The sequence below is a fragment of the Streptomyces lunaelactis genome (genome assembly GCF_003054555.1).
Lineage (GTDB): Bacteria > Actinomycetota > Actinomycetes > Streptomycetales > Streptomycetaceae > Streptomyces > Streptomyces lunaelactis.
Genome location: NZ_CP026304.1, coordinates 4,168,479 through 4,181,063 on the forward strand (window position 1 = coordinate 4,168,479; position 12,585 = coordinate 4,181,063).

At 71.7% G+C, this 12,585-nt stretch carries 11 protein-coding genes, 1 tRNA gene, 1 other RNA gene and 1 pseudogene; 5 read left to right on the top strand and 9 right to left on the bottom strand.

All coding sequences use genetic code 11. The features are described 5' to 3' along the window. Nucleotides 1-145: 145 nt before the first annotated feature. The 4 genes from SLUN_RS19015 to ffs all read right to left on the bottom strand — a co-directional run bounded on the left by SLUN_RS19015 (nt 146) and on the right by ffs (nt 5,756). On the bottom strand, nt 146-1,813 hold the full coding sequence (locus SLUN_RS19015; protein WP_108149751.1) for a M48 family metalloprotease: 1,668 nt from the start codon (nt 1,811-1,813) through the stop codon (nt 146-148). A gap of 211 nt (nt 1,814-2,024) precedes the next feature. Continuing rightward, nucleotides 2,025-3,275: a phosphoribosylamine--glycine ligase gene (gene purD, locus SLUN_RS19020; RefSeq protein WP_108149753.1), complete on the bottom strand. Its 1,251-nt coding sequence runs from the start codon at nt 3,273-3,275 to the stop codon at nt 2,025-2,027. A 60-nt stretch (nt 3,276-3,335) separates the two neighbouring features. Next, complete coding sequence (locus SLUN_RS19025; RefSeq protein WP_108149755.1) at nt 3,336-5,516, bottom strand: DNA polymerase III subunit gamma and tau; 2,181 nt, start codon at nt 5,514-5,516, stop codon at nt 3,336-3,338. A gap of 141 nt (nt 5,517-5,657) precedes the next feature. Continuing rightward, an RNA gene (gene ffs / locus SLUN_RS19030) (signal recognition particle sRNA small type) lies at nt 5,658-5,756 on the bottom strand. Nucleotides 5,757-5,828: 72 nt separating this feature from the next. Between ffs and SLUN_RS19035 the strand changes: the two genes are divergently transcribed. After that, nucleotides 5,829-5,916, top strand: a tRNA-Ser gene (locus SLUN_RS19035). 68 nt (nt 5,917-5,984) lie between these two features. Here the strand turns inward: SLUN_RS19035 and SLUN_RS19040 are convergent. Both SLUN_RS19040 and SLUN_RS19045 read right to left on the bottom strand, forming a co-directional pair. Next, nucleotides 5,985-7,301, bottom strand: a complete 1,317-nt coding sequence (locus tag SLUN_RS19040) for an MFS transporter (RefSeq protein WP_108149757.1) — start codon at nt 7,299-7,301, stop codon at nt 5,985-5,987. After that, nucleotides 7,298-8,536, bottom strand: coding sequence for an aminotransferase class V-fold PLP-dependent enzyme (locus SLUN_RS19045; RefSeq protein WP_108149759.1), 1,239 nt, complete (start codon nt 8,534-8,536; stop codon nt 7,298-7,300). Before SLUN_RS19045 ends, SLUN_RS19040 begins: the two co-directional genes overlap by 4 nt. On the opposite strand from SLUN_RS19045, the gene SLUN_RS19050 reads away from it, so the two are divergent. The 3 genes from SLUN_RS19050 to SLUN_RS19060 all read left to right on the top strand — a co-directional run bounded on the left by SLUN_RS19050 (nt 8,535) and on the right by SLUN_RS19060 (nt 10,986). After that, nucleotides 8,535-9,959 (top strand): aminotransferase-like domain-containing protein, encoded by a 1,425-nt coding sequence (locus SLUN_RS19050; protein ID WP_108149761.1) that lies wholly within the window; start codon nt 8,535-8,537, stop codon nt 9,957-9,959. The genes SLUN_RS19045 and SLUN_RS19050 overlap by 2 nt on opposite strands. A gap of 392 nt (nt 9,960-10,351) precedes the next feature. Then, the gene (locus SLUN_RS19055; RefSeq protein WP_079428878.1) at nt 10,352-10,567 is read left to right on the top strand and encodes a type II toxin-antitoxin system VapB family antitoxin; all 216 of its coding nucleotides are present in this window, start codon (nt 10,352-10,354) and stop codon (nt 10,565-10,567) included. Next, nucleotides 10,564-10,986, top strand: coding sequence for a PIN domain nuclease (locus tag SLUN_RS19060; RefSeq protein WP_108149763.1), 423 nt, complete (start codon nt 10,564-10,566; stop codon nt 10,984-10,986). The genes SLUN_RS19055 and SLUN_RS19060 overlap by 4 nt, the downstream gene beginning before the upstream one ends. A 274-nt stretch (nt 10,987-11,260) precedes the next feature. On the opposite strand, the gene SLUN_RS19065 is transcribed toward SLUN_RS19060, so the two are convergent. The 3 genes and pseudogenes from SLUN_RS19065 to SLUN_RS42620 all read right to left on the bottom strand — a co-directional run bounded on the left by SLUN_RS19065 (nt 11,261) and on the right by SLUN_RS42620 (nt 12,436). Further along, entirely contained in the window at nt 11,261-11,773 is a 513-nt protein-coding gene (locus tag SLUN_RS19065; RefSeq protein ID WP_108149765.1) for a hypothetical protein, read from the bottom strand. Nucleotides 11,774-11,839: 66 nt separating this feature from the next. After that, nucleotides 11,840-12,190, bottom strand: a pseudogene (locus SLUN_RS42615) (ATP-binding cassette domain-containing protein); the annotation flags it as partial. Beyond that, on the bottom strand, nt 12,191-12,436 hold the full coding sequence (locus SLUN_RS42620; RefSeq protein WP_108149769.1) for an ABC transporter ATP-binding protein: 246 nt from the start codon (nt 12,434-12,436) through the stop codon (nt 12,191-12,193). On the opposite strand from SLUN_RS42620, the gene SLUN_RS41310 reads away from it, so the two are divergent. Beyond that, nucleotides 12,435-12,560: a hypothetical protein gene (locus tag SLUN_RS41310; protein WP_257153761.1), complete on the top strand. Its 126-nt coding sequence runs from the start codon at nt 12,435-12,437 to the stop codon at nt 12,558-12,560. The two genes, SLUN_RS42620 and SLUN_RS41310, sit on opposite strands and share 2 nt — an antisense overlap. Nucleotides 12,561-12,585 lie beyond the last annotated feature (25 nt).

A 12,585-nucleotide genomic window follows, 5' to 3' on the forward strand; every position in this document is an offset into this window, starting at 1 on the left:
CCCTCTTTCGGTGCCCCGGGACCAACTGTGCTGCGCCGACTGTTCAGCGCCGGTCTCCAGCACATCACATAACGCACGCGGTCCGTCACTGTTCGTCGCGAATTAAAGCAAAGCGGAACGGGTGGTTCCGCTGGGGGCGGGCCGGCTACACCAGGCGGACCGGCTTCTCGGGGCGGATGCCCAGGGAGGTGAGCCAGCCGCGCAGGGGGGTCGCGTCCGCGTCCTCGACCAGGCTCAGCACGCGGGCGGCCAGGTCCGTGCGGCGTTCGCCGTGGATCAGGAGCGCCGGTCCGTCCAGCCAGTCGAGGCCGGGGGCCGCGCCCGCCGTGTCGACCGCGGCGCAACAGACCATCGCGGTGACATGGTCGGCGAGCAGCTCGCGGCCGGTACGCGGCGGCTGCAGCGGGAACAGGGGGAGCGGGTCCGATCCCCAGCCACTCGGAGCGTCCGGCGGGCTCTGCGGGACCGGCGGGGCCGCCGCCTCCTCGCGGGCGACCTCCGCGCTGATCCCCGCCGCCAGGCTGTCGCCAGTGTCGGTGCCGGTGCCGCTTTCGGTGCGGGTGGGGGTGCCAGTGCTCCCGCCGGAGAGGTGGTCCATCACCCGCGCGAGCGTCGGGCCCTCGGGCCCGGTCGAAGGCGGTACGCCCAGATCGTCGAGCACCCGGTGGAGGCGGGCCGCTTCCGTACGCCACTTACGGTCCACGACCTCTTCCGGGTACTGCTGCCAGTCCACCGGGGACCAGTCGGGGCCGGGCTCGGCCGGTCCGCCGTGAAAGAGCCGGGCGGCCAGCAGCGAAGCGGCCTCGTCGATCGTGCCCGGCTCCTCGAGCAGATCGCAGGCGGGGCGCTCGCCCAGCCGGGAGGCGAAGCCCTCGGCGAGACGGTCGCGCCGGGAGAGCTCGGTCAGGGCCGAGACGACCCCCGCGTCCAGCCGTGAGGGCCAGCGGCCCATGCGCCAGGCGGGCAGCGCGACCCTGGTCAGCAGCCGGTCCCAGCCTGCGTAGGCGAGGCCCACCTGCTCCTGGGCGACGATCCGCAGACCGTAGTCCACAGCCTGTGCACGCTCGGATGCGGCGGCCGCGACTCCTCGTTCCATCTCGGAGGCATGCACCTGGCAGCCGCGCAGCAGCAGCCGGGCGATGCGGCCGACGAAACCGAGCGCGAGCCTGCGTATCAGCCCCTGCCGGTGCGCGGCCACCGCGACCGCGGCGTCCAGACCCCGTACGAAGCGGCGCGCCGCGGCTATGTCGGGGTGGGCGGAGGGCGCGGTCCCGGCGACGACCGGCGCGAGCACCGCCCGCAGCTCGGCGACCCGCATCCACCACAGGAAGGGCGAGCCGATGACCAGCACGGGCGCCTCGGCCGACCGGCGCCTGGGCCCGCCCGGTATCGCGTGGGCCGGGTGCGTACGGTCCTCGAGCCAGCTGTCGCAGTCGGGTGTGAGCGCGAGCGCGGAGGGCGCGGGCACATTGAGGCGCTCGGCCAGATCCCGCACCAGCCGGTACAGATCGGGGGCGGCCCGCTCGGAGAGCTCCACGGTCGGGCTGAGCGCCGGACTGGCCCGTACGATCACGGCCGCGACGGCCGCGGCGAGCAGCAGCACGACCACCGCCAAGACGGTCACGATCCAGCGCGCCGTGTCCCAGCTCCCGCCGCCCATGCGCCCCATGGCACCGCCCGCGAGCAGCACGACGGCGACGGCCGCGGGCAGCAGCGCCACGGCCAGCGCCCTGCTGCGGATGCGCAGTACGGCGAGAGCCCGGGAGCGCGCTGCCAGCGCGCCCATCGACTCACCGCTTCCGGTACCGGACACGGCCGGACTCACCCCCTCTGCCCTGCGACGGTGTTGCTCACTCCCCCACTGTGGCACCCGCCACCGACATCGCAATGCCGGTGGGCCAAGTGCCGGAACGCCTGCGCCGCACCCTAGTTGGGGCTTTGGCAGGCGTCATCCGGATGGGTCAGCCGTCACTCGATGGAATGGCTTTGGGCAAAGGTGATGACGGATTTACGGGCCTAGGGGTTCACTCCCCGGCGGCCTTGCGTGCGATGTCCGTACGGTGCTGCGAGCCGTCCAGCCGGATCCGGGCCACCGCCTTGTACACCCGCTCGCGGGCCTGCGCCAGGTCCTTGCCGGTCGCGGTGACCGAAAGTACCCGGCCGCCGGCGCTCACGATCGCGTCGCCCGCATGCTTCGTCCCGGCGTGCAGGACGTACGCATGGGGCGCGTCCTTGTCCGCGACCTCGTCCAGACCCTCGATCGGGTCGCCGGTGCGCGGGGTGTCCGGGTAGTTGTGCGAGGCGACGACCACAGTCACGGCCGCGTCCTCGCGCCACCGCAGCGGCGGCTCGAGGTCGAGGGAGCCCTGGGCGGCGTTGAGCAGCACGCTCGCGAGCGGGGTCCGCAGCCGGGCCAGGACCACCTGGGTCTCCGGGTCGCCGAAGCGGGCGTTGAACTCGATGACCCGTACGCCGCGCGAGGTGATCGCGAGGCCCGCGTACAGCAGCCCGGCGAACGGCGTGCCACGGCGGTGCATCTCGTCGACGGTGGGCTGCAGGACGGTGGCCATGACCTCGTCGACCAGCTTGGGGTCGGCCCACGGGAGCGGGGAGTACGCGCCCATGCCGCCGGTGTTGGGGCCCTCGTCGCCGTCGAGGGCGCGCTTGAAGTCCTGGGCGGGGGTGAGCGGGAGGACCGTCTCGCCGTCGGTGATGGCGAAGAGGGAGACCTCGGGGCCGTCGAGGAACTCCTCGATGACGACGCGGCCGCAGGCGAGCGCGTGCTCGCGGGCGGCGGCGAGGTCGTGGGTGACGACGACGCCCTTGCCCGCGGCAAGGCCGTCGTCCTTGACCACGTACGGAGCGCCGAAGGCGTCGAGGGCCTCGTCGATCTCCTCGGGGGTCGTACAGACATAGCTGCGGCCCGTGGGCACTCCGGCCGCCGCCATCACGTCCTTGGCGAAGGCCTTGGAGCCCTCCAGCTCGGCGGCCTCCCGGGAGGGGCCGAAGCAGGGGATGCCCGCGGACCGTACGGCGTCGGCGACCCCGGCGACGAGCGGCGCCTCGGGGCCGACGACGACGAGCTCGGCCGCCAGTTCGGTGGCGAGCCGCGCCACGGCAGCGCCGTCCAGCGCGTCGACCGGGTGCAGCTGGGCGACCTCGCCGATGCCGGCGTTTCCGGGCGCGCAGTGCACAGCGGTGACGTCGGGGTCGAGGGAGAGAGAGCGGCACAGGGCGTGTTCGCGGGCGCCGCCGCCGATGACGAGGACCTTCACGGCAGCCAGCCTAACCGCCGCGGCCGTCCGCTCTTGTACGGGCCTCCGAGCGACCCTCCCCTATTCGTTCGTGTATTCCTCCACGACCGTGGCGCCGAGCTCGCGAACGATCAGGTCGTGACCGGAGAGCGCCGAGTCGACGAGGTCGGGGTCGTCCTCTTCCGGTACGTCGTCCTCGGGGGCGACCGGGGGCGGTGTGTGTGCCTGGGCCGGTCTCGGGGGCTCGGGCGAGGGGACTGCGGGCGGGGCGGACCGGGAGCGGCCGGGGAGGAGCGGGGCGGGGCGGCCGGGCGGGGCCGCTTGGGCCCGCCCGCCGCCGAAGCCGCCACCGCCCGGAGGCTGGGAGCCGCCGGAGCCGCCGGAAGGACCGCCGCCGGGGCCGCCCGTACCGCCCGTGCCACCCGAGGGACCGCCCGTGCCGCCCGAGGGATCGATGATCGCCTCGACCTTCCACTGCACGCTGAACTGCTCGGAGAGTGCCTGCTTCAGCACCTCCTCGCTGCCGCTGCTCGCGAAGTTGTCCCGGGCGCCGGCGTTGATGAAGCCGAGCTGGAGTGTGGTGCCGTCGAACCCCGCGACCTGCGCGTTCTGACTGAGGAGGATCCAGGTGAAGCGGCGGCGGTTCTTGACTGCCTCGAGGATGTCCGGCCACATGTTCCGCACCTGTACGGCGCCTTGGACCATGCCGGCGCTCGGCACGGCGGGGGCGGGCGCGGCGGCTGCGGGCGTGGGGGCGGGCGCGGCGGGCTGGGACGCAGGCGGCTGACCGCCGCCCTGGCCCGGGGCCGACGCGGTGGGCCAGCCGCCGGGACGCCGACCGGCTTCCGGCGCGGCCGCGGCGGGCCAGGCTCCGGGTCGCTGGCCGGCCTGCGGCTGGTCCACGGGCTCCACCACGGGTGCCGGTGCCGGAGCGGTCTGCGCGGGCGTCGGTGCGGTGGGCGCTTCGGCCGCGGGTGCCCCGGCCGCCGCCCGAGCCGCGACGGGTCCCCCGCCCTGCGGCACCGGCGGTACGGGCGCGTGCGCCTGGGCCTCCGGCCCGGGGACGTACCCCATCGCGGGCCCGGAGCCCCCGGTCGAGAACGTCGCCCCCCGCTCCAGGCGGTCCAGCCGGGCCTGCGTCGACCGCTCGTCGTCGAAGGCCGCGGGCAGCAGCACGCGCGCACAGATCAGCTCGAGCTGCAGCCTCGGCGAGGTGGCGCCGCGCATCTCCGTGAGCCCGGTGTTGACCAGATCGGCTGCCCGGCTCAGCTCGGCCGCACCGAAGACGGACGCCTGGGCCTGCATCCGCTCGACCACGTCGGCGGGTGCGTCGATGAGCCCGGTGGTCCCCGCGTCCGGCACGGCGGCCAGGATCACCAGGTCCCGCAGCCGCTCCAGCAGATCGGCGACGAAGCGCCGCGGGTCGTTGCCGCCTTCGATCACCGTGTTCACGACGTCGAAGGCCGCGGCCCCGTCGCCCGCGGCGAAGGCTTCCACGATCGCGTCGAGCAGCGAGCCGTCCGTGTACCCGAGGAGGGCGGTGGCCATGGCGTACGTCACACCCTCCTCGGCCGCGCCCGCCAGCAGCTGGTCCATTACGGACATCGAGTCACGCACGGACCCGCCGCCGGCCCGCACGACGAGCGGCAGCACGCCGTCGGCGACCGGGATGTTCTCCTTGCCGCACACCTCGCCCAGGTACTCGCGGAGCGTCCCCGGGGGCACCAGCCGGAACGGATAGTGGTGCGTACGCGACCGGATGGTGCCGATGACCTTCTCGGGCTCGGTGGTCGCGAAGATGAACTTGAGGTGCTCCGGCGGCTCTTCGACCACCTTCAGCAGGGCGTTGAAGCCCTGCGGGGTGACCATGTGCGCCTCGTCGATGATGTAGATCTTGTATCGGCTGCCGGCCGGCCCAAAGAAGGCCTTCTCCCGAAGATCACGCGCGTCGTCCACACCACCGTGCGAAGCGGCGTCGATCTCGATGACGTCGATCGACCCCGGCCCGTTCCTGGCAAGGTCCTGGCAGGACTGGCACTCGCCGCACGGCGTCGGCGTGGGCCCCTGCTCACAGTTCAGACAGCGGGCGAGAATGCGCGCACTGGTCGTCTTTCCGCAGCCGCGCGGCCCGCTGAACAGATACGCGTGATTGACCCGGTTGTTCCGCAGGGCCTGCTGCAGCGGGTCAGTGACATGCTCCTGCCCGATGACCTCGGCGAACGACTCGGGGCGATAGCGGCGGTACAGCGCAAGGGACGACACGCCTACGAGGTTATCGGGGCCCACTGACAAGCGACGCCGCGCGCCGGGGTCCGGCGCCGAAGCCCGCGCGCGGGCCCAAGTGCCGGGGTGCCGGGTGCCGGGTGCCGGGGTGCCGCGCCAAGATCGCGCCCCGCACCCGCAAACGTAAGCGCCCCTCACGCACCCGCCAGAGCCGACCTACCCTTGCTGCCTTCCGGCCCTGGGGGAGTTCAGTCAGATAGCGCCACGTGAGGGGCTCCGCACAGGGTACCTGATGGCAGGGGGTGGGAACGAGTTCGCCAGCACTCCTCAACGTCTTGTATTGTTTGCGGCGGAGGATTCGCCTAGTGGCCTAGGGCGCACGCTTGGAAAGCGTGTTGGGGGCAACCCCTCACGAGTTCGAATCTCGTATCCTCCGCCATTGCTCTCACCGGGCAATACGTTGAAGGGCCCCACCGCTTGCGGTGGGGCCCTTCGGCGTTCTCCGTTTCAGCCGGCGGCCTGCCCGTCCGCTGCCGCCGTGACGGGCTCTTCCGGTGCCGACGGCAGGCCACTTAGTCGGCTCACCGGCGACAAGACAAGCGCGATCAGCACGGCGGCGGAGCCGATCGCCGCCACGGTCAATGCTCCCCGGGCGCCGATCCGGCCGGACAGCAGGCCCGCGAACAGGCCACCGAGTGCACCGCCGCCGAACAGCAAGGTGCGGAAGACCGCCGTCATCCGGCCCATCATCGACTGCGGGGTACTGGTCTGGCGCAGGCTGACGATGATGACGCCGGCGACACCGAGTCCGAGGTAGGTGGTGAAGAAGGAGAGGACGAACATCCCCACCATCACCGGCCGGGGGCCGGTGGCCAGCACGATCAGCATCGGGCCGATGAGGAGGGCCGCCTGGGCGACGAGATAGACAAGGCCGAGCCGGAAGCGCCGGATGACCTTGCGGGAGATCGCCGCGCCGATCAGACCGCCCACGGAGGCAGTGGCGAAGATGCCGCCGAGAGTCGTCGAGTCCAGGTGCAGATCGCGTGTTCCGTACAGCAGGAACATCGTCCATACGGTGATCATGGAGAAGTTGCAGCAGAACCCGATCAGGGCCAGCGACCGCAGGACCGGGTTCTTCAGCACCAGGCGCAGGCCGTCCCGGAGTTCGGTCGGCAGGTGCCGCCGTGCGGCGGGCGGTTCGGGACGGGTCTCGGGCGTGCGGATGAGCAGCAGCGAGACCAGGGACACCAGATAGGAGAAGGCGTCGACGATCAGTGCCACGGGCGCGGTGAGGGCGCCGACCAGGACACCCGCGAGCCCGGGCCCTGCCACATCGGCCGCCGATGAGCTCATCCCCATCTTGGCGCCGGCTTCGACATAGTGCTTGGGGTCGCGTACGAGAGTGGGTACGTACGACATCCAGCTCACGTCGAACAGCACCGAGGCGACGCCGACGGCGCAGGCGATCACCAGCAGCGAGCCCATGCCGAGCACGTCCGTCCAGTACAGGACGGGGACGAGGGCCAGCAGGACCATCCGGACGAGGTTGGCGCCGAGCATGATCCGTCGCCGGCGGGCCCGGTCCACCCATACCCCGAAGACCAGGGCGAGCCCGAGATACGGGACGAGCTGCAGGAACCGCAGGATGCCGACCTGCTCGTCGGTGGCGTTGAAGGTGGTGATCGCGGTCAGCGGCAGGGCGAGGTTCGTGACCTGGGTGCCGAGGAGCGAGAGGGTCTCGCCGAGCCAGAATTTGAGGAAGTCGCCGTTGCGCCAAAGGCTTTCCGTGGACGGCTCCTCGGTGCGTGTCCGCGTGGCGGTCATCGCCGTCCCTGGCCGGCGAGGTCCGCGACCGCGTCCGCGACGTGGTCCACTTCCTCCTCGGTGTTGTAGTAGTGCGGCGACAGGCGCAGGCACCAGTCGACGTCCTTGTCCCCGAAGTCGAACTGTGCGAACTCACGGAGGCTGAGCGCCGAGTTGATGCCGCGGGCGTCCATGGCCGCCTTGAACAGCTGCGGCTGCCAGCCCGCTATGCCGAACGTGACGAGCGCGGCAAGACGCGGGCCGCGGTCGAGCACGCGCACCCCCGGGATCGGTGCGAGCCGGTCGCGCAGCCGGGCCGCGAGCGCCGGGGTGCGCTGCTCGATGGCCTCGATGCCGACCTTGCGGGCATAGCGCGTCGCGGCGGCGCTGCCGAGCACCGTGGCGTACGGGAACTCCCACTCCTCGAACCGGGCCGCCGTCGCTACGGGCTCGTAGCCGCCCGGCTCCGTCCAGCGGGCCCCGTGCATGTCGATGAACAGCGGTTCGTAGCCCGCGCGCAGGACGCGATCGGATACGTACAGGAATCCGGAGCCGCGCGGGCCGCGGAGGAACTTGCGGCAGGTGGCGGTGAGGAAGTCGCAGCCGATCTCCTCCACGTCTATGACGAACTGGCCCAACGACTGGCAGGCGTCGACCAGGTAGAGCAGGTCCAGCTCCCGGCAGTGACGGCCGATTTCGGCGACGGGCGAGACGAGGCCCGAGTTGGTGGGGACGTGGGTGGCGGACACCAGGCGGGGGCGGTGGGTCCGCATCAGCGCTGCCATCGCCTCCACGTCGACCCCGCCCTCCGGGGTGTTGGGCGCGTGGACGATGCGCACGCCGAAGCGCTTGCGCAGGGAGAGGAAGGCGATCTGGTTGGAGACGAAGTCGTCGCGGGTGGTGAGGATGACGTCGTCGGTCTCGAACGGGATCGAGGACAGGGCGTTGGCGTAGGCGTGGGTGGCGCTGCCCGCGAAGGCGATGTTGTCGGGCGTCGTGTTGATGAGGGCGGCGATCTCCGTGTAGAACTCGCGGACTTCGGCGGCTCGGGCCGCCGATGCCTCGTAACCGCCCATCCGGGCTTCGAGGTTCAGATGGCCGATCATCGCGTCCGTCACGGGCGCTGCCAGCAGCCCGCAGCCCGCGTTGTTGAAGTGGATCACCTGGCGGCACCCCGGGGTGTCGGCCCGCAGAGCGGCGACGTCCAGCCGAAGTGCTTCCCGACCAGGACCAGAAGCGCTACTGTTGTCTATCATGAATGACAGTAGCACTTCTGGGGAGTTGGCCGACAGCCTCCGTGCCCTGGTCTCCCGGCTGTCGCCCGGCGACCGGCTGCCGAGCAGCCGGGAGCTGGTCAAGGAGTACCGGGTCGGCCCGGCGACCGTGGCACGGGCCATCGCCGCCCTGGCCGCCGAGGGCGCGGTGGTGACCCGTCCGGGCAGTGGGACGTTCGCGGCGCAGCTGGGCCGGCTCCGCGACGCGGTCGGCGGCGACACGGATACCGACTGGCAGACGGTCGCCCTCACCGACCGCGCCGTCGACACCCACCTGATCGCCGACCCGCTCGGCCCGCCACCGGCCGGGACGATCACGCTGGACGGCGGCTACGTGCACCGCTCGCTCCAGCCCGCCCGGGCCCTGAGCGCGGCGCTTGCGCGGGCGGCACGCCGTCCGGACGCCTGGGACCGCGCCCCGGCCGGCGGCCTGATGGCGCTGCGCACCGTGTTCGCCCGGATCGTCGGCGGCAGCGTGGCGCCGGAGGACGTGCTGGTCACCGCCGGCGGGCAGAGCGCCCTGTCGATCGCGTTCCGAGCCATCGCCGGGCCCGGCAGCCCGGTTCTGGTGGAGTCCCCCACCTATCCCCGGGCCCTGGCCGCCGCTCGCGCCGCGGGGCTGCGGCCCGTTCCAGTGCCGCTCGACGCCGACGGCCTGCGGCCCGAAATGCTGGCCGACGCGTTCGCGATGACCGGCGCGCGACTGCTGTACTGCCAGCCGACCTACCAGAACCCGACCGGCACCGTACTCACGCCCGAACGGCGCCGCCAGATCCTCGATGTGGCGCGCGCCTCGGGCGCGTTCGTGCTCGAGGACGACTTCGCACGGCACCTGGGACACGGCGGCGCCGTACCGCGGCCGCTGGTCGCCGACGACCGCGACGGCACGGTCGTCCACGTCACCTCACTCACCAAGCCCGCCGCACCGAGCCTGCGGATCGGGGCGCTGGTGGCCCGCGGACCGGTCATGGAGCGCATGCGGGCGGTGCGCCTGGTCGACGACTTCTTCGTCACGCGCCCGCTCCAGGAGACCGCGCTGGAGGTGCTCAGCTCCCCCTCCTGGGAGCGGCACGTCCGCTCTCTCGGTACGGAGCTGCGGGAGCGGTGCGCCGTGCTGGCCGCCGCGGTCACGCGGGAGATCCCGGGTGCGACCTTGGCCGGGCTGCCTACGGGCGGACTGCACCTGTGGGTTCGCCTGCCGCCGGGCGTGGACGACACCGTCCTCACCAGCGCCGCCCGGCAACGCGGCGTCGCCGTGAGCGCCGGCAGTCGTTACTTCGCCACCGAGCCGCCGGCAGCTCACCTGCGTATCGGGTTCGCCGCGACCGCCGATCACGCCGAGCTGACCGAGGGTGCACGTCGACTGGGAGCCGCGCTTACCGGCCTTGGCCCAAAGGACGGGTGAGGCGCACAACGGTCAGTGCTCCGCGGCGCAGCCGATGCCTTCCCTCGTGATGACACGCGGCCAGTCACACCGTGGGGACGGCCTCGTCGCGGGTCGGACAAGCCCAGCACCGGCATGCCACCCCGGTCCCCGCTCAACGAGCGCCCGGCCGCTCCGCTCGTCCGCGCCGTCCGGGCTCCGGCGCGGATCGGACCTCAGTGCCCGTGGACCTGGCAGCCCTGGCTGCCCGTTTGCGGGCCGCACCTGTGACCTCACCCGAGCCCGACCCGTACGCATCCACAGCGTGATGCCGTCATGGCCCCGCAGACGCGGCCCGAGCCCATCCATCCCATGGCACGGGTGAACCATGAGAGATATAGTTGTCTCCATAGTTGATATAAGGAAGGTGCACAATGAGCCGGACGGTGATCGACCTCGATGACGAGCTGGTCGCAGACGTAGCCAAGGCCCTGGGGACCAGCACCAAGAAGGAGACGGTCAACACGGCCCTGCGCGAGGTACTGGAGAACAGGCGGCGTGCGCTGGCTCTGACTCGCCTACGCGCCGCGGCCGACGAAGGCGCGTTCGACCTGACACTCTTCGAGGACAAGCGGAACTACCGACGGTGAACGCCGCTCTCTACCTGATTGACACCAGCGCCCTCGCCCGCTTCATGCGGGGCAACGCGGAGCAGTACGGCTGGGACCAGGCAGCGGCCGCCGGCCTGATCGCCACGTGCCCCATCACGGAGCTGGAGTTCTTCTACAGCGCCCGATCGGCCGCCGACCGGGCACGCGGCATCGAGGACGTCCGGCTGATCTTCGGCTGGGTCCCGGTCGACGACCGCGCCTACGACCGGGCCTGGCAGGTCCAGGAGGCCCTCACCAAGCAAGGCAAGCACCGTAGCGCCGGTGCAGTGGATCTCGTCGTCGCCGCGACTGCCGAGTTGCAGGGTCTCACCCTCCTGCACTGTGACCACGACTTCGAATGCATCGCCGCAGTAACCGGCCAACCCCTCCAGTGGTACGGCCAGGAGGGCCGTAAGTAGTCGAGCAGTGGTTGCAGTTCTGATTGCATTCACCCCCGTCCGGGGCCGTTCGCCAGTTAGCACCTCACCGGGCAATACGTTGAAGGGCCCCACCGTTCGCGGTGGTGCGGAGGCACCCGGGTCGATGACCCGCCAGGCAAGGTTCCTGCCCTCGCGCCGCCCTCCATTGCCGAGCAACTCACGTCCGAGCCAGGTGCGTTCACTGATACGGCACCAGTGAGACCCGCTGGAACCACCGGGGCAGATCCGAATCAACGACCCGCGAAGTCCGGGTCTAGGGGAGCGCGCTGCTCACGCCGTCGGCGATCATCATCCACATGGGCTGCCCGCCCGTACCGAAGGCCGACGACAGGGCGTATCCGATCGAGGCGTCCACCGGGCGGATCTCCGCGCCCTCCTTCCATTCGGCTATGACCATCTCGTCGCCGTCGGAGGAGAAATCACCGATGTGCACCCCGTCCCGGGTCAGCCGGCTGCTGGGAACGGAGTCCGGGACCAGGCGGTAGCCGACTCCCTCGTACTCCACGTCCACCCGGTACGAACGCCTGCGCAGGCCGCCCTTCGCCGGCTTCAGCTCGACTTCCCGGCCGTCGATCCGCATCGTGAGGTGGGCCGGGTCACGCGTGCCGATGGCGGTCTGCGGGTCCACTTCCGACTCGGGGTCGCGCTCCAGGGTCACGCGGGGGATCCCCTCGCCTTCGACCTCGAGGCGGTCCTGACCGTCCTGCCGGACGGTGATCTCGCCGAAGCGCGTGTCCTCGATGGGGGTTCGGTCTGCGTCGTTCATGAGTCAAGTCCTTCAGTGCGGTCAGAACCTGCGGTTCGTCACGTGCGGTGTGCGGGGGGGGGCTCCTCAGCGGGCCGAGGCCAGCTGCGTCGCGGTCAGCTCGCGGTAGAGATCGTTCCTCTCCAGCAGCTCCCGGTGCGCGCCGTGGTCGCCCACCCGGCCGTCGTCGAAGAGGATCAGCTGGTCGGCGGACGCCACGGTGGAGAGCCGGTGCGCGATCAGCAGCACCGTGCAGTTCTCGGCGGCCTGCTCGACGGTCTTGCGCAGGGCGAGCTCGCTGAGACCGTCCAGGTGTGCCGTGACCTCGTCCAGCAGGAGTACCTGCGGTTCGCGGAGCAACGCGCGGGCGATGGCGAGCCGTTGCCGTTCGCCGCCGGACAGGGCGAGACCGCGCGAGCCCACTTCGGTGTCGAGCCCTCAGGTTAGGCGTACGGCCCTGGTAGGCGAACTCCAGGTTCTCCACGACCACTTCCGGCGGCGGGCCGGTGGGCGGGCCGGCGTCAGGTCCACGTCGTCCTCGGTCTCCATTTCCCGGACCTCCTCGATACGGGCGAGCGCACCGAGGCCCTGCTGGAGGGCGGTGGTCCCGGAAACCAGCGACAGGATGGGGCCGCCCAGGTTGAACAGGTAGAGCAGGAAGCCGATGAGGGTGGCGCTGAGCATGCTGGGTGACCAGCTGACCTTCCCCAGCGCCCTGGACGCGCCGTACGGGCTGCTGGTCCTGGTGGCGTGGGGCGCGGGTCCGGCGCTGCTGGCCCATCGGTTCTTCGCCCGTCGCGACGTGTGACTTCGCGGGACTCGTACTCCATCTC

Coding starts and splice junctions, on each gene's coding strand:
- SLUN_RS19045 (WP_108149759.1), bottom strand. CDS start 8,536: ATGATAGACAACAGTAGCGCTTCTGGTCCTGGTCGGGAAGCACTTCGG.
- SLUN_RS19055 (WP_079428878.1), top strand. CDS start 10,352: ATGAGCCGGACGGTGATCGACCTCGATGACGAGCTGGTCGCAGACGTA.
- SLUN_RS41310 (WP_257153761.1), top strand. CDS start 12,435: ATGCTGGGTGACCAGCTGACCTTCCCCAGCGCCCTGGACGCGCCGTAC.
- SLUN_RS19050 (WP_108149761.1), top strand. CDS start 8,535: ATGAATGACAGTAGCACTTCTGGGGAGTTGGCCGACAGCCTCCGTGCC.
- SLUN_RS42620 (WP_108149769.1), bottom strand. CDS start 12,436: ATGCTCAGCGCCACCCTCATCGGCTTCCTGCTCTACCTGTTCAACCTG.
- SLUN_RS19040 (WP_108149757.1), bottom strand. CDS start 7,301: ATGACCGCCACGCGGACACGCACCGAGGAGCCGTCCACGGAAAGCCTT.
- SLUN_RS19065 (WP_108149765.1), bottom strand. CDS start 11,773: ATGAACGACGCAGACCGAACCCCCATCGAGGACACGCGCTTCGGCGAG.